Origin of the sequence: Pseudoalteromonas sp. (assembly GCF_041613455.1) — a bacterium.
In the GTDB taxonomy this organism is placed as follows: Bacteria; Pseudomonadota; Gammaproteobacteria; order Enterobacterales; family Alteromonadaceae; genus Pseudoalteromonas.
Genome location: NZ_JBFJHD010000007.1, coordinates 33,623 through 49,866, shown reverse-complemented (window position 1 = coordinate 49,866; position 16,244 = coordinate 33,623). Strand labels below are relative to the sequence as shown.

Genomic DNA, 16,244 nt, shown 5'->3' with positions numbered 1-16,244 from the left:
TGGTGGCGACTTCATCGCGTATGCTTCAGCACGACCCATTACGATACAGTTAGTAATGATTAGACCAACGAATACTGACAACTCTTTAGCCGTAGCGTAAGAGAATGCTTGTAGTACTTGGTCAACAACAATTACCAATGATGCAATAATCGTCATTTGTACGATAATACGTACCGACGATGGGATCTGGTTACGAATAGTCGAGATAAAGAAGCTAGAAAACCCAGTTACTAAGGTCAATGCAATTGACATGATTAATGCGTTTTTTAAGCTAGACGTTACCGCTAGCGCAGAACAAATACCCAGTACTTGTAATGCGATGGGGTTGTTGGCAAAAACCGGACCAAACAGGACCGCCTTCATTTCTTTAGTATCAGCCATTATTTCAATGCTCCTTTACGTACTTTCGCAAGGAATGGACCAAAGCCGTGTTCGCCAGTCCAAAAATCAACTGTATTATCAACACCGTTAGACGTTAAAGTTGCACCTGATAGACCATCAATTTGATGCTCATTACTTGCGCCGCTTTTAACAACATCAATTGGTAGCTCTTTATCTTGCCACTTAGCAGTCCACTGTGGGTTTTGGATTTCGCCACCTAGACCCGGTGTTTCACCGTGCTTGTAAAAGATAATGTTTTTAATGGTTTGACCGTCACTTTCCAGCGCGAGAAAACCATACATTAAGCCCCAAAGACCGTAGCCTTGTATAGGTAAAATAATTGCGTCAGTCGAACCATCTGCTTTTTTAGAGATATACACCGGCGACTCTTTAGTCACACGCTGAATACCCGCAATATCAGTTACGCCTTGTTCTTTTAAAGAAACACTTAGCGCAGCATCAAATTTGCTTTTTTCAAAGTCAAAGATAGTAGGATCTGTCTCGACAAATTCACCGCTACTCATGTTGACAACACGTGCTTCGATTTTGGCGTTAAATGTTTCAGAAACATTGCTTACCTTATCGATACCCGCTGCTGCTAAGATATTGCTTTGAATATCTTTGTTTTTATTCGCTTGCTGTAAAGGACGAAGCTGTACAGAAGCAAACGAAACAATAATTGCACACACTAAACATAGCGCAACAACAACCGTTAACGTTTTGCCGATTGATTCGTTATTACTAGACATTACGTGCCAACCTCCGCTTGATATTAGCTTGCACTACAAAGTGATCGAACAGTGGAGCAAATAAGTTAGCAAACAAGATTGCTAGCATCATGCCTTCTGGGAAAGCAGGGTTTACAACACGGATCATTACAACCATAAAACCAATAAGCGCGCCATAAGCAAACTTACCTTTATCGGTAAATGCAGCAGATACTGGGTCGGTAGCCATAAAGAACATACCAAACGCAAAACCACCTAGTACTAAATGCCAATGCCAAGGCATCGCAAATACAGGGTTAGTCTCTGAGCCAATTGCATTTAATAAGAATGCAGTTGCCACCATACCTAGGAATACACCTAGTACGATACGCCACGATGCAATACGCACATAAATAAGGAACAAGCCACCGATTAACACAGCCAGTGTTGATGTTTCGCCTACAGATCCTTGAATGAAACCGTAAAACGCATCCCACCAAAGTACCATGTTGCTGTAATCAAGTGTGCCTACAAACGCTTGACCTAGCATAGTAGCACCAGAGAATGAATCTACTGCAGTCCATACTGTGTCACCTGAAATTTGTGCTGGGTATGCGAAGAATAAAAACGCACGGCCCGCTAATGCAGGGTTTAAGAAGTTACGACCAGTACCACCAAAGATTTCTTTAGCAATAACTACACCGAAGGTAATACCTAACGCAACTTGCCATAAAGGAATCGTTGCTGGCAAAATTAGTGCAAATAACACCGAGGTTACGAAGAAACCTTCGTTAACTTCGTGTTTACGCACCGAAGCAAACAGGACTTCCCAAAAACCACCGACAACAAACGTTACGGCGTAAATAGGTAGGAAGAAACAGGCTCCGTAGAACATTTTGGCGCCCCAACCAGCGTCAGCAGTTAATTCACCGCCTACTAATTGAAACAACCCTACTTGCCAAGTATTTGCTAGTTCAAAACCTTGTGCTAATGCACCCGCGGCCTGATGACCGATGTTGAACATACCAAAAAACATCGCTGGGAATGTTGCCATCCACACTAAAATCATCATACGTTTTAGGTCGATGTTATCACGTACGTGTGTTGCGCCTTTATTTACATAACCCGGCGTGTAAAAAATAGTTGCCGCTGCTTCATACAGTGCATACCACTTTTCATGCTTACCACCTGGTTCAAAATGCGGCTCAATGTCTTCTAAAAATTTCTTTAAACCCATTTTAGCCTTCCTTCTCGATCGTAGTTAAGCAATCGCGTAAGGCAGCGCCATACTCGTATTTGCCAGGACAAACGAAGGTGCATAACGCTAAATCTTCTTCATCTAGTTCAAGTGCGCCTAATGAAATTGCACTGTCTAAGTCACGTGACAATAGGTCGCGTAATAATAACGTTGGCAAAATATCTAATGGCATAACACGCTCATAGCTACCAATGGGTACCATGGCACGTTTTGAACCACCTGTTGACGTAGTCATTTTAAATAAACGACTTGGTGCAAGGTGAGAAATAAAAGTACGCGTTACTGAAAATTTATCACTACCTGGTGCAATCCAGCCAAACAATTCTTTTTCGCGACCTTCAAGTAATACCGATACTTGAACGTGGTAACGACCTAAGAATGCATGAACACCGTTTGAAATAGCGCCTGACAATACCGAACCAGAAATAACACGGTTATCACCGTCTTCTAATTCACCAGCCACTAAATCATCCAATGAAGCACCTAATTGTGTTTTCACTAAACGAGGGTTTTTAACGCGAGGACCTGCAAGAGAAATTACACGATCTGTGTAAATTTCACCGGTAAGGAAAAGGTGACCAAAGGCAATAACGTCTTGGTAACCAATATGCCAAACCTGCTTGCTAGCAGATACTGGGTCAAGGTGATGGATGTGTGTGCCTACAAGGCCAGCCGGATGTACGCCACCAAACTCATGTACTTCTACTTGAGCAATTGATGAACTAGGTACTTGGCTACCTGCTTGCTTACAAACAAATACTTTACCGTCGGTTAAACGCGAAACAACGGCTAAACCCGCTTCAAATGCTTGCACATTTTCAGCAATAATTACCGCAGGATCTGCAGCAAGAGGGTTAGTGTCGATTGCGGTTACAAAAATAGAGCTAGGATTTGCATCCACCGCCGCTACTTTACTAAATGGGCGAGCACGAAGTGCAGTCCATTGACCCGACTGAATAAGTACTTCTTTAGCTTTTTCACGATCTAAACTCGCAAGTTCAGTGTCTGAAAAAGATCCAAAGGTGATTTGCTCACTGCCGTTCACTTCAATAACAACAGATTGCAGTACACGTTTAGCACCACGATTAATTTCTTTTACTGTACCAGAAGCTGGTGCAGTAAATAATACACCTGGGTTCTTTTTGTCTTCAAAAAGTACCTGGCCTTTTTTTACTTGGTCATCCACACGAACATGCATGGTTGGACGCATACCGATAAATTCTTCACCTAGCACAGCTACTCGTTTGACGGGAGACCCATCATGAATAACTTGCTGTGGTGTGCCCTCTATGGGTAAGTCCAGACCTTTTTTTATATTGATCATACGCACTTGCACTACATTAACGGAAAGAAACTGAAAAATCGTATTAACCACGCCGCCACTTTGACCTCAACAACCAGCATAAAACTAACCTGTTATTAAGACTAAACAAGCAACGCAGCAAAACCCCTCAAATATTGCTCTGATTTTAACATCATTGTGACCGACTATGCGAGTGTATTTATGAAAATTATCCCAGAGAAAGGCTTATTTACCCTCGAGCTAACTATTTACTAAAATTCAAGCTAGACCAAAGTTGTATGTTTATTAAAAAGCATCATGGCGATAAAAATGCCAGCAATAAAAAAGTCGCACTAGGCGACTTTTTTAAACGGTTTGATACAACTGATCAGTCAATCATATTGGCAATAGGTTGCACTGGGTCAACGTCTTGCTCGTAATCAACGCTATCAATACCAAAACCAAAGAGGCGTAAAAACTCATTGTGGTAGCCCACATAGTCCGTTAATTCATCAATACTGCTGGTATCGACGCTATCCCACACGGCTTGAATACGCGCTTGCACGTCATCTTCTAGCTCTTTGTAGTTTTGGAATAAATGACCGCCTTCGTCAAAGCGAGGTGAGTCACCGTATAAGTTTTCACTAAATAAGCCATGAATTTGCTCAATTGTGCCCTCGTAGGTGCCATCTGCTTTCATTACTTTAAAGAGTGCAGAGATATATAAAGGCATAATTGGAATGGCTGAGCTTGCTTGCGTAACAACCGCATTCAGTGATGAAACATACGCTTCACCATTAAGTGCCTGAGTCGACTGTTTTATGGCCGCCGTTGCACGGTCTAAGTCTTCTTTTGCCTTACCGATTGTAGCGTGGCCGTAAATAGGCCAAGTTAGCTCTTTACCAATATAGGTATACGCAGTGGTTTTAAAATTATCAGCCAGTACATCGGCTTCTTTTAGCGCATCAATCCACATTTCCCAATCTTCACCGCCCATTACTTTAATGGTGTTGTCGATATCTTCTTGGCTTGCCGCTTCTACCGTGATCTCGTCAATTTCACGTTTTGAGGTATTTAGATTTTTTGTGGTAACCGCATTGCCAATCGGCTTAAGGGTTGATGAAAACACTTCGCCGGTATTAGGGTCGGTACGACGCGGCGACGCTAGGCTATAGATAACCAAATCTACTTTGCCTAAATCAGCTTTGATTGTATCAATGGCTTTTTGCTTGATTTCGTTCGAAAACGCATCGCCATTAATGTTTTTCGACCATAAACCCGCTTCATCTGCGGCATTTTGAAACGCCGCCGTGTTATACCAGCCTGCTGAGCCGGTTTTACGCTCAGTACCTTCTTTTTCAAAGAAAATACCTAATGTTTTAGCGCCGCCACCAAATGCAGCGGTAATGCGTGATGCCAAGCCATAGCCGGTAGAGGCACCAATAACTAATACATTTTTAGGCGCATTGTTTAATGGCCCCTGCTGCTTTACATAATTAATTTGTTCTTGAACATGCTCAGCACAGCCTACAGGGTGTGCATTGGTGCAGATAAATCCGCGAATTTTAGGCTTAATGACCATTGATCATCCTATATCTTTGACAATAAAAATTAGCGCTAGTTTAAAGGCTAAAACTAAAAACACTGATCTGATCAGTTACTCTCTGAATTTTGAGCAAATCATCGTCGTTATTAAAGCATTTTATTAGCTGTCTGACTTAGAGCCACCCATACACGTTGGCGACTCAGGCGCTTCACCATCTTGCTCTGCATACTCTTCTGGCGTATAGGTGTGAATAGCCAAAGCGTGAATATGGTTAGCGAGTTCATCTTTTAATATTTCATTAATTTCACGATGGCGCTGTAATAGCCGTTTACCGGCAAATTCTTCACTCACCACAATCACTTTAAAATGCGACTCGGTGCCGGCACTGTGCATGTGGCTTTCATTAATTACATTTAAGTGTTTACAGGCGATAGCATCGCTGATTTTTTGTTGAATTTGTTGCTGCATTGACATAAAAACCATCATTATTACTTCGTTATGTGCTTACTATAGCAATTAGCCCAGCTCAATGGCTAACTAATTTAGTTTTAACCGCGCTGCTTTATATACCTAAAGGTTAAACTAATGCGTGGGTGCGCTAACGATGTTTGCTTAGCGATGGCATGTTGATAATCACGCTGACTATGGCCGCTCATCACTAAACAACTGCCGCTGTGTAACTTTATTTCGGTTACTGTGTTACTGGCTTTGTGCTTTAACTTTAAAGCCCGCTCTGCACCCAGCGAAATACACACTATGGTCGGCTGCGGGCCAAGTTCTATTTCATCATCACTGTGCCAACCCATACTATCGTTACCATCGCGGTAATAATTCACCAGCAAAGAATTAAACGGTTGCTTTAAATGGGCCGCTAAACGCTGGCGCATAGCTAACAATATAGTCGGCCACGGTTCCACCACTAATTTACTGTGGGAATAGCTGTAGTTTATATTTGCATCGCTAATAAAACACTGTAGCCGCGGAATAGGCCCGGTACGGCCATACACAGTGCTATTGGGCTGCTGCCAAGGCAAATTTTGCTGTAAATAGTAAAATAAATTGAGACTTTTTTGTGCACTCAGCGCACTACTTTGATAAGAAAAGCCATTTGGTAACAGTTGGGGGTTGGCGTTTGGCCGTTGCATGTTAGAATTTACCTATCATTTGATTACTGATCACTAAACTATTATGACCACGCAAGCACAGCTCGGCGATAAAACCTTTACTCTAGAACGCTTTCCATTGGATCAAAAAAACCGCAGTTTACAAGCGTGGGACTCAGCCGATGAATATTTGATCAACTATGTTAGCGAACATTACCCCGCTTGTCGCTCTTTGCTCATTTTAAATGACAGTTTTGGCGCCTTGTCTTGTTATTTTAGCCAACAACAATTAACGGTTTGTTCAGTAAACGATTCGTATATTAGCCATCAAGCAGCGGCGTATAACTTAGCCGAAAATAAAATAGCGACCACGCAGTTTAGCCAACTCGATAGTTTGTCTGCACTGCCTGATGATATTGATTTAGTACTTATAAAGGTACCGCGTACTTTAGGCTTTTTACAATACCAGTTATCTGAGCTGAGCGAAGTATTAGCCCCCGGTACACCGGTTATTGGCGCGGCTAAAACCAAAGACGTACATAACTCAACAATTAAAGCATTTGAGCAATTTATTGGCGCAACGAAAACCAGCTTAGCAGTTAAAAAGTCACGGTTAATTATCAGCCAAGCGCAAGGTGGCTACAAAGCGGCTGATTTTCCGGTGACCTGGGAGCTTGAAGGCACCGACTTTAACATCACCAATCATGCGAATGTGTTTTCACGGGACTCGCTGGATATTGGCGCTCGGTTCTTTTTTAATTACCTACCCCAAACCAATAAAGCAAAAAACATTATTGATTTGGGTTGTGGTAACGGGGTGGTTGGCTTAATGACGTTGTCACGTTGCCCTAACGCCTCTATCACCTTTGTTGACGAGTCGTACATGGCGGTTGAATCTGCTCGGTTAAACGTTGAGCTCAATATGGCAGAAAAATTTGAGCAATGTACATTTATCGAAAATGATTGCTTGTCAGGGTTTGAGCGCGACAGTGCCGATATGGTGTTGTGTAACCCTCCCTTTCACCAAGCACAAGCGGTGACTGATCATATTGCATGGCAAATGTTCAAAGAAGCGAAAGACACCTTAAAAGAAGGTGGCGAGTTACGCATTATTGGTAACCGCCATTTAGATTATCACGACAAATTAAACCGTATGTTTGGTAACTGTAAGCTATTAGGCTCTAACAAAAAGTTTGTTGTACTTAGTGCCACAAAAAATACCGGAATGTTATAAATGCACATTATAAAATACCTTTTACCTTGGCTGGTATTGCTTGCACTTCCCGCGTGCAGCAATCAACCCAATCAAATTATACTCAACCCGGTGTATAAAAACGGCCAAATAAGCTCAATTGATAGCAGCTTAAGTACCAGTGTGATTGATTTACGCGGTGATAGTGCCACCTTAAAACTGATAGAATCTGACAAAACCAAAACCTTTGCCAGCCACGGTATTACCACGTCAATTAAAAGTATTTTAGACAGTGCACTGAGCCGTAATGGGGCCAGTATTTCTAACTTAGCCGCGGTGCGTTTTGAGCTCGATATTCATGCGCTGCAAGCGGTGGTGACGGAAAAGCTTATGAGCCACAGTAGCGAAGCTGACATCGAATTTGGCATACGCGTCATTCGTGCCAATAGCAATTTTAGTAAAGTGTACCGCGGCAATGCGAATTTAGCGGGGCCACTGAGCCACGATAGAGCAAAAGTGGAAGGTCAGCTTAATAAGTTGACTGAGCAAATAATTACCCGCATTGTATCTGACCCCGAATTAATTCAATTTTTAGAAGGCTAACAATGAAACAACTGTTATTAATTTGCTGCAGCCTACTGTTTAGTGTTGCCAGTTTAGCGGCCCAAGAGGGACGTTTTGTGCAAAAAGATAATATCTTCCCGCGCGTCGAAATTGTTACTACTTTAGGTAATATTGTGGTGGAGCTAGATCGCTCAAGAGCCCCTATTACGGTAAATAACTTTTTAACCTACGTGATGGATAAAAGCTATCAAGGTAGTGTGTTTCATCGTGTTGAGCGCGATGTAGAAAACGATCGTGACTTTGTTATTCAAGGCGGTGGCTACGATAAAGACTACGCTGGCCTACATGAAAACGACCCAATTTTTAACGAAAGCGGTAATGGTTTAACTAACGATATGTATAGCATTGCTATGGCGTATCAAGATCGTGAACCCCATTCTGGCACGCGCCAATTCTTTTTTAATATGGACGATAACGACCATTTAAATCCGGGCCGTGACTGGGGCTTTGCGGTGTTTGGCACTGTGATGGATGGCTATGACACGTTAGATAAAATTATGGCGGTAAAAACCGGCTATAACGAAAAAATTGGTTATGATTTTGTCCCCGAGCAACCCGTGGTTATTTTAAATATAAAACTGCTTGAGCACGTGCCGCTGTAATCATTATAAGCGCAGCTTAGCTGCGCTTTATTTAAGCCAATGAAGGACCTATGAGCAAAACACTCTCGATTCGCGAATACTTTAGTTACTTTAAAGACAAACGCCTAATTAATGTTTTTATCTTTGGTATGAGTAGTGGCTTTCCATGGGTGCTGATTGGCTCAGTGATGTCGGCGTGGTTAAAAGACGAAGGATTAAGCCGCAGTATGATTGGCTTGTTTGGCATTGTCTTTGGCGCTTACAGTATTAATTTTTTATGGTCACCACTCATCGACCGCACCAAGTTACCGGGATTATATAAGTGGCTTGGGCAACGCCGCAGTTGGATTCTGTTTTGCCAGAGTTTTATTTTACTCGGCACCTTACTCTTAGCCGGCCTTGATTTAACAGCTAATTTAGCCATCGCAGCCGGCCTGTGCTTATTAATTGCCGTGGCCTCAGCCACTCAAGACATTGCCATTGATGCCTTTCGAATCGATACTTTAAGCGAACAAGAATCCCATAAAGCCACCGCAGCGGCGGCAATGGCCACCTCTGGATGGTGGAGCGGTTATGCGTTACTCGGCGCCATTCCATTTTATATGGCCGACATTCCGTCAATAGACTGGCCTCACGTGTATTACTTTTTATCGGCGATTATGGTGTTATTAATGAGCTGTGTGTTTTGGGCTCAAGAACCCCAATCAAATCGCGAAGCGGTACACGCAGAGCTGGAGCGGGTATATCTTAAAAAGCTTGCCAGCAGTAAACACACGCCAACCAGCAAAGTTTTGGCCTGGCTTGCCGTGACTGTGGTTGACCCATTTAAAACCTTTTTTGCTAAAAATGGCGTAAAAACCGCCCTCGCGCTGCTGGCATTTATTTTCTTATTTAAAATAGGTGAAGCGTTTTTAGCCCGCATGTCAATTGTGTTTTATAAAGAGGTGGGCTTTAGCAATACCCAAATAGCCAATTACTCTAAGCTAGGTACCGGGTTAATTACCATAGTATTCGCTTTTTTAGGCAGTATTTTTAATCACAAATACGGCATTGTGAAAGGCTTATTTATTAGTGGTGTGGCAATGGCGGCTTCCAACTTAATGTTTTCTTGGATTGCGCTTGCGGGACCTAAAGAGCATTTGTACGCCATGGCTATTGTGGTGGATGGTTTTACCCAAGCCTGGTCGTTAGTGGCTATGGTGGCATTTATTTCTATGCTCTGCGATAGAGCGTTTAGTGCAACTCACTATGCGTTACTGGCATCGTTAGGGAACTTAGGCCGTACTGTGTTGTCGAGTTACAGTGGCGTGGTGATCGATGATTGGTTAGCAGGTAACTGGTCACTGTTTTTCATTCTAACCGCGTTAATGGTGCTACCGTCGTTGATCTTTTTATATTTAATTCGCCATAAGTTGTATCAACTCGAACATAATTACCACCAAAACAGTTAACTGGCTGCTTAGCATTGAGTACGGTTGCACACATGCTAAGCAGCGGCAGCGTTAATCTATTTTAAGTATGTTTAACGCTTCATGCGGGTCAACTTCCAGTGCATTGCAGTAACGCACAAACTCAATTACATCTAAACGGCGTTCTTGGTTTTCAACCTTACCGATAAACGAATGCGGTGTGCCCAATAGCTGCGCCAAACTACGCATGGTATGCCCTTTATCGTGGCGCTTACTCTTAAGCCACTTTGTTAACCGTGCATTTTCTTCGGATGATACCGTTTTACCCATCATATACATCTCCTACTCGATGTGCTGAAATCCTAATTAATACAGATATTGTTAATAACTGTAGGCGAGTACAAGGTGCAATAACCTTAATTGACATTTATGTAAATCAACCTATTACGCCCTAAAATACTATAAATTATAGGTATTTTTGTTGTGGTGAATGAAATTTTGCCCGTCTCATTCATGAATATATTATATACTATTGGCTTAAAGCTGAATGGTAAATTTCGCCTTTGCCCAGGCCAAGCGCCAATCAACATCTGCTCAGCCTGAATATAGCTTAAACCATTACTATCTGTTTGTAACAATTTTGTTCCATTTTAATGTTACATGTTTATTATTACCTAATAATTTGCACTAAAAGGCTAAATAATGTTCAGGCTACTTTTTTTACTCCCAATTATTTTATCTTTAGGTTGGTATTTTTTTCTGCGCCATAATGGGGTCCCCATTAAACAAGGTAAAAAAGGCTTTGTTTATATTTTACTGTTTTCTATTTTTGTATTGGGCTTCTTTATTGTCGTGATGCAGCTAACAGAATACGCCCCCACTAATTTATAGGCATAAAAAAAGCCGCTACAAGCGGCTTTTTATCAATCATCAATGGGCTTAGTTACACACTAAAGCTGGCACCACAGCCACACGTCGTTGTGGCATTAGGGTTAGATACAAAAAAGCGAGCGCCTTCTAAGCCTTCGGTGTAATCCACTTCACCATCAACTAAATATTGAATACTCATGGGGTCGACGACTAAAGTAACACCATTTTTTACAATTTCTAAATCACCCGGGTTGGCTTTTTCATCAAAGGTAAAACCGTACTGGAAACCAGAACACCCACCACCCGTTACATAAACGCGTAATTTAAGTTCTGGATTTTCTTCTTCTTCGATTAACTGCTTAACACGACTAGCCGCCGCATCGGTGAACTTAATTGGTAATTCTGCTGACATTCTAATACCCTCAATATCGTAATGGCGTGATTATCTAATACCCGAGTGGTTTAATCAAGTATAGTAAAATAAAGCGTCACTTTGTTTTAGCGATTTGTCACCACGACAGCACAGGTTACTAAGCAATAGCGGAAGCAACGCCTGCGTTAACTGCGTTTGCTAAATTAGTTTGCCGATAAAGTAATTATTTTACAAAATCACAAGGACTTAGCGATTGGCTTTTGCTAAAATGTGCGCTGCAAAGTGCTGGGGGAATAATGCATGTGGCTTGAGCGACTCAGGCGTAAATTAGCGCAACCTAAAACATCCGTACAATTATGCTTATTAGGCGTAACTGCCGGATTAATTGCTGCATTTTTTATTATTTTATTTCGCTTAACCATCCTCTTTTTTCAAAGTTTATTTTTAGAAACCCCCGACGACTTCACCACCCTGCCCACCTTAGAGCGTGTGTTAATGCCACTGGTTGCTGCATTGCTAATTGCCTTGTTTGCTGCTTTTACCGGATTTAAACATTACCGCTTAGGTATTCCGTTTGTTATTCATCGCATTAAACGCCACTACGGACAAATGCCACTGTATAACACGCTGAACCAATTTGTTGGCGGCGCGCTGGCGCTGATCAGTGGCTTTTCGGTTGGCCGTGAAGGCCCCTCGGTACATATTGGTGCGACCGGCGCGAGCATTTTAGCCGACAAATTACATTTACCGCATAACGCCATGCGTACCCTCAGTGGTTGTGGCGTGGCTGCGGGAATTGCCGCCTCGTTTAATACCCCCTTGGCGGCGGTAATTTTTGTTATGGAAGTGGTGCTGCGTGAATACAAAGTCCATATATTTGTGCCCATTATGCTTGCTGCCGTAACAGGCGCACTCGCCACACAATTTGTTTTTGGCGAAGGCTCTGAGCTTGCGCTTATCAGCATCGCCCCACTGAGCGGCTGGCATTATCCTTATTTAATTTTGTGTGGCATGGGGCTCGGTGCGGTTGCCTATAGTTTTAATCAAAATTTAATGCTGATTATTAAAACCTTTAAGCCACTGAGCATGTTTCCGCGGTTACTTATTGCTGGCTGTATCGCCAGCCTAATCGCCTATGCGGTACCGCAAGCCATGGGCTCAGGTATGAGCGCGATTACCATTGCGGTGGACTCTCCTGAGAATATTAAATTACTCACCACTATTTTAATTGCTAAATTACTGGCCACGTTATTTGCAATTGGCTTAGGTATTCCTGGTGGGTTAATTGGCCCGGTGATTGGGCTTGGCGTATTAACCGGCACGCTAATGGCCTTTTTCGCACAATTTATTAGCCCCGGTGCTGATATTGCCGGCACTTATGGCGTATTAGGTATGGCGGGGCTATTAGCCGCGACACTGCATGCGCCCTTGGCGGCATTAACCACCGTAATGGAACTAACCTCATCTCCCGAAATTATTGTGCCGGCAATGATAGTGATCACCACCGCTTATGTCACAGCGCTGCAAGTATTTGGTAACCGGTCAATATTTTTACAGCAACTCGACTTTCAAGAACTCCCCTATCAAGTGTCGCCAGCCACTGAAGCATTGCAAAAAGTCGGCGTGATGGAAGAAATGGATGAGAATTTTAAGCTAATTTATTCCGCCGATAATGAACAAATTAAAAATACCCTTGATGCCATGGATAGCCAAACACCGTTAATTGTATTTGATGAAGAAAACGGTTATCGCTTAGCCGAATATGATTTAAGTTTAATGTCAGACCAAGCCACTAACCTTAGTTATATTAGTTTACATGGAGTGAGTAGCCAAACAACGCTGGCCGATGCCTTTGAACTATTAAACGATAAGCGCAGCGGCGCCTTGTACGTTTATAATTTATTAGATAACCAACAAATTATGGGGTTATTACGCTGGGATCAAATTCACCACATTTTAACCATTCGTAACAGCTTACTTTAATAATGATGAGAGCAGTATGAGCGCACTATTAATTTATAAAACTCTACATATATTTTTTATGATTGCCTGGTTTGCCGGCATTTTTTACTTACCCCGGCTATTTGTTTACCACGCTTTAAGCGAAGAAAGATCGTGTAACTCAATGCTTAAGGTTATGGAGCGCAGATTACTCTTATTTGTTACGCCATTTGCGGTGTTAACTGCTGTATTTGGTGTGTTAACCATCGTAGAATACGGCCGCGATTGGTTTAGGTACAGTATGTGGCTCCATTACAAGCTGCTGCTGGTCATTATTTTATACTGTTACCATGGCTACTGCTTTAAATTACTAGCTGATTTTAAGCATGACCGTAACACCCGCAGTGATCGCTTTTACCGTGTTTTTAATGAGCTACCGGTTATCGCATTGCTCATTATTGTCGCGTTAGCGGTGATCAAACCAAGCCTATAATGAATGGCTACGTGGCCGTTTTTACTGCCATGTAGTTCGCTACTTTTGCTATAATATGCGCGATTGCGTGCTCCAATATGGATTATCGCGCCTTTAGAATAATTAGGAATAACCCGATGCTAAGTTTCCAAGGTGAAAATATACTCTCAGTAAACCAACTCGACAGAGACTGTATTGAACGTATATTTACTGTGGCTAAAAAAATGGAGCCGTATGCTAAAAAGCAAAAGCGGACAAACGTGCTTGAAGGCGCTATTTTAGCAAACTTGTTTTTTGAGCCAAGTACCCGCACTCGCGTGAGCTTTGGTACTGCGTTTAACTTACTCGGCGGGCTAGTACGTGAAACCACAGGCATGCAAAGCTCGGCATTGGCGAAGGGAGAATCGTTGTACGATACCGCGCGCGTTATATCGGCTTATGCCGATGCCGTTGCAATGCGTCACCCTGATGCCGGCTCGGTTAGCGAATTTGCCACTGGCTGTAGCGTCCCCGTTATTAACGGTGGCGATGGCCCAAACGAGCACCCCACGCAAGCATTACTCGATTTATTAACCATTGAACGGGAATTAAGCCGTTTTGATCAAAGTATTGATGGCATGCATATCGCGCTGGTTGGCGACTTAAAATACGGCCGTACCGTGCATTCATTATCAAAATTATTATGCCACTATAAAAACGTAAAGTTTTCTATGGTTGCCCCCGATGGCCTACAAATGCCAAGTTATGTGCTTGATGCCGTTGATAACGCCGGGCATAAAATTGAACTGGTAAACAAAATGGAAGGCAACTTAGCCGCCGACATCGTCTACCAAACGCGAATTCAAGAAGAGCGCTTTCCATCGCAAGAAGAAGCCAACAAATACCGTGGCGGCTTTCGTATTAGCCAGTCAATATACAACAGTCACTGTAAGCCTAACTCAGTGCTGATGCACCCGCTGCCGCGCGATAGCCGTTTAGAAGCCAACGAGCTGGATAACGACTTAAACAGTAACGACAATTTAGCCATATTCCGCCAAGTGCAAAATGGCGTACTCATTCGTATGGCGCTGTTTGCTTTAACGCTGGGCGTGGAAGATAAAGTTGAGCAGTATGAAGTAGACGTACCGTGGTTTAGCCGCAAACGCGATAGCTAAACTCCCTTATGATGTGACAAAACAATAGGATTTTTCATGACAATTAGCCAAGACTTATTTAAACGCGCACAAGACTCTATTCCGGGTGGCGTAAATTCACCGGTACGCGCTTTTAATGGTGTAGGTGGCACACCACTGTTTATTACTAAAGCCGAAGGTGCGTATACTTTTGACGCCGATGGCAATCGTTATATCGATTATGTTGGCTCATGGGGGCCAATGATCATGGGCCATAACCACCCAGAAATAAAACAAGCCGTGCATGACGCGGTAGAAAATGGTCTCAGTTACGGTGCCCCCACCGAAGCCGAAATATTAATGGCCGAAAAAGTAAAGCAACTAGTACCCTCTATCGAAAAAGTTCGCATGGTAAGCTCAGGCACCGAAGCGACCATGAGCGCTATTCGCTTAGCCCGTGGTTATACTGGCCGCGATAAAATTTTAAAATTTGAAGGTTGCTACCATGGTCATGCCGACTCACTATTAGTAAAAGCCGGCTCAGGTGCGTTAACAATGGGCGTACCTAATTCACCGGGCATTCCTGAAGATTTTGCTAAGCACACACTGACTGTGTCGTTTAATAATCTTGATGAAGTGAAAGCCATTTTCGAAAAATACGCCGATGAAATTGCCTGTATTATCGTCGAGCCAGTGGCCGGTAATATGAACTGTATTCCTCCGGTAGCGGGCTTTTTAGAAGGACTGCGCGCAGTCTGTGATGAATACAAGTCAGTGCTTATTTTTGACGAAGTGATGACCGGATTTCGTGTTGCCCTTGGCGGCGCACAGGCGTATTACAACATCAAACCAGACTTAACCTGTTTAGGTAAAGTGATTGGTGGTGGCATGCCGGTAGGCGCCTTTGGTGGTAAAAATGAAATTATGGATTTCATCGCCCCCACGGGCCCTGTTTATCAAGCGGGTACACTGTCGGGTAATCCGATTGCCATGGCGGCGGGCTTAAAATCATTAGAGCTGTTAAGCGAACCAGGCTTACATGCAAAACTAGAAGCCACTAGTAAAGCGATTTGTGAAGGGTTTGAAGCAGCCGCTAAAAAAGCTGGCATTGCTTTAACCACCAACTACGCGGGCGGCATGTATGGCTTTTTCTTCACTGACGCTGAAAAAGTAACGAGTTACCAACAAGCCACTGAGTGCGATCTAGAACGCTTTAAGCGCTTTTTCCACCTAATGCTTGAAGAAGGTGTTTATTTAGCGCCTTCAGCGTTTGAAGCAGGCTTTGTCTGTGCTGCGCACAATGAGCAAGAGATCAGCGCTACCATCGCCGCTGCAGAGCGCGTGTTTGCTAAACTGTAAAGCATAAAGTTTCAATCTTATGCCGCACACAAAA

At 43.0% G+C, this 16,244-nt stretch carries 18 protein-coding genes; 9 read left to right on the top strand and 9 right to left on the bottom strand.

Going from position 1 to position 16,244, the window contains the following annotated elements; all coding sequences use genetic code 11:
- From ABYB02_RS01735 to ABYB02_RS01705, 7 genes are all read right to left on the bottom strand, one after another.
- Nucleotides 1-381: Rnf-Nqr domain containing protein (locus ABYB02_RS01735; RefSeq protein ID WP_372760436.1), on the bottom strand; the 381-nt coding region annotated here is incomplete at its 3' end.
- Entirely contained in the window at nucleotides 381-1,130 is a 750-nt protein-coding gene (locus tag ABYB02_RS01730; protein WP_372760434.1) for a Na(+)-translocating NADH-quinone reductase subunit C, read from the bottom strand. The genes ABYB02_RS01730 and ABYB02_RS01735, both read right to left, overlap by 1 nt.
- A complete protein-coding gene (locus ABYB02_RS01725; RefSeq protein WP_372760432.1) occupies nucleotides 1,123-2,325 on the bottom strand; it encodes an NADH:ubiquinone reductase (Na(+)-transporting) subunit B in 1,203 nt (400 codons plus the stop codon). Before ABYB02_RS01725 ends, ABYB02_RS01730 begins: the two co-directional genes overlap by 8 nt.
- Nucleotide 2,326: 1 nt before the next feature.
- Nucleotides 2,327-3,670 carry a Na(+)-translocating NADH-quinone reductase subunit A gene (locus tag ABYB02_RS01720; protein ID WP_372760430.1) on the bottom strand — a complete coding sequence of 448 codons (1,344 nt, stop codon included), beginning with the start codon at nucleotides 3,668-3,670 and terminating at the stop codon, nucleotides 2,327-2,329.
- 346 nt (nucleotides 3,671-4,016) lie between these two features.
- Nucleotides 4,017-5,210 carry an enoyl-ACP reductase FabV gene (gene fabV, locus ABYB02_RS01715; protein ID WP_372760428.1) on the bottom strand — a complete coding sequence of 398 codons (1,194 nt, stop codon included), beginning with the start codon at nucleotides 5,208-5,210 and terminating at the stop codon, nucleotides 4,017-4,019.
- 123 nt (nucleotides 5,211-5,333) lie between these two features.
- Nucleotides 5,334-5,648: a BolA family protein gene (locus ABYB02_RS01710; RefSeq protein ID WP_372760441.1), complete on the bottom strand. Its 315-nt coding sequence runs from the start codon at nucleotides 5,646-5,648 to the stop codon at nucleotides 5,334-5,336.
- 74 nt (nucleotides 5,649-5,722) lie between these two features.
- Nucleotides 5,723-6,319: an alpha-ketoglutarate-dependent dioxygenase AlkB gene (locus tag ABYB02_RS01705; RefSeq protein ID WP_372760426.1), complete on the bottom strand. Its 597-nt coding sequence runs from the start codon at nucleotides 6,317-6,319 to the stop codon at nucleotides 5,723-5,725.
- A gap of 43 nt (nucleotides 6,320-6,362) precedes the next feature.
- Between ABYB02_RS01705 and ABYB02_RS01700 the strand changes: the two genes are divergently transcribed.
- The 4 genes from ABYB02_RS01700 to ABYB02_RS01685 are packed head-to-tail and all read left to right on the top strand — an operon-like array spanning nucleotide 6,363 to nucleotide 10,125.
- Nucleotides 6,363-7,511 (top strand): methyltransferase, encoded by a 1,149-nt coding sequence (locus ABYB02_RS01700; protein ID WP_372760424.1) that lies wholly within the window; start codon nucleotides 6,363-6,365, stop codon nucleotides 7,509-7,511.
- A complete protein-coding gene (locus tag ABYB02_RS01695) occupies nucleotides 7,512-8,072 on the top strand; it encodes a YajG family lipoprotein (RefSeq protein ID WP_372760422.1) in 561 nt (186 codons plus the stop codon).
- Between the two features lie 2 nt (nucleotides 8,073-8,074).
- Nucleotides 8,075-8,695: a peptidylprolyl isomerase gene (locus ABYB02_RS01690; RefSeq protein WP_372760420.1), complete on the top strand. Its 621-nt coding sequence runs from the start codon at nucleotides 8,075-8,077 to the stop codon at nucleotides 8,693-8,695.
- A 50-nt stretch (nucleotides 8,696-8,745) separates the two neighbouring features.
- A complete protein-coding gene (locus ABYB02_RS01685; protein ID WP_372760418.1) occupies nucleotides 8,746-10,125 on the top strand; it encodes an MFS transporter in 1,380 nt (459 codons plus the stop codon).
- Between the two features lie 51 nt (nucleotides 10,126-10,176).
- Here ABYB02_RS01685 and ABYB02_RS01680 read toward each other — a convergent pair whose 3' ends face one another.
- Entirely contained in the window at nucleotides 10,177-10,416 is a 240-nt protein-coding gene (locus ABYB02_RS01680; protein ID WP_372760416.1) for a helix-turn-helix domain-containing protein, read from the bottom strand.
- Between the two features lie 369 nt (nucleotides 10,417-10,785).
- Here ABYB02_RS01680 and ABYB02_RS01675 point away from each other — a divergent pair, with 369 nt between their 5' ends.
- Nucleotides 10,786-10,974 (top strand): hypothetical protein, encoded by a 189-nt coding sequence (locus tag ABYB02_RS01675; RefSeq protein ID WP_372760414.1) that lies wholly within the window; start codon nucleotides 10,786-10,788, stop codon nucleotides 10,972-10,974.
- A gap of 52 nt (nucleotides 10,975-11,026) precedes the next feature.
- Here the strand turns inward: ABYB02_RS01675 and erpA are convergent, their stop codons facing one another.
- On the bottom strand, nucleotides 11,027-11,365 hold the full coding sequence (gene erpA / locus ABYB02_RS01670) for an iron-sulfur cluster insertion protein ErpA (protein WP_372760412.1): 339 nt from the start codon (nucleotides 11,363-11,365) through the stop codon (nucleotides 11,027-11,029).
- Between the two features lie 261 nt (nucleotides 11,366-11,626).
- On the opposite strand from erpA, the gene ABYB02_RS01665 reads away from it, so the two are divergent.
- The 4 genes from ABYB02_RS01665 to hemL all read left to right on the top strand — a co-directional run bounded on the left by ABYB02_RS01665 (nucleotide 11,627) and on the right by hemL (nucleotide 16,210).
- A complete protein-coding gene (locus ABYB02_RS01665; protein ID WP_372760410.1) occupies nucleotides 11,627-13,309 on the top strand; it encodes a chloride channel protein in 1,683 nt (560 codons plus the stop codon).
- 16 nt (nucleotides 13,310-13,325) lie between these two features.
- On the top strand, nucleotides 13,326-13,760 hold the full coding sequence (locus tag ABYB02_RS01660) for a CopD family protein (protein WP_372760408.1): 435 nt from the start codon (nucleotides 13,326-13,328) through the stop codon (nucleotides 13,758-13,760).
- Nucleotides 13,761-13,876: 116 nt separating this feature from the next.
- On the top strand, nucleotides 13,877-14,893 hold the full coding sequence (locus tag ABYB02_RS01655; protein ID WP_372760406.1) for an aspartate carbamoyltransferase: 1,017 nt from the start codon (nucleotides 13,877-13,879) through the stop codon (nucleotides 14,891-14,893).
- 36 nt (nucleotides 14,894-14,929) lie between these two features.
- A complete protein-coding gene (gene hemL / locus ABYB02_RS01650; RefSeq protein WP_372760404.1) occupies nucleotides 14,930-16,210 on the top strand; it encodes a glutamate-1-semialdehyde 2,1-aminomutase in 1,281 nt (426 codons plus the stop codon).
- The last annotated feature ends 34 nt before the right edge of the window (nucleotides 16,211-16,244 follow it).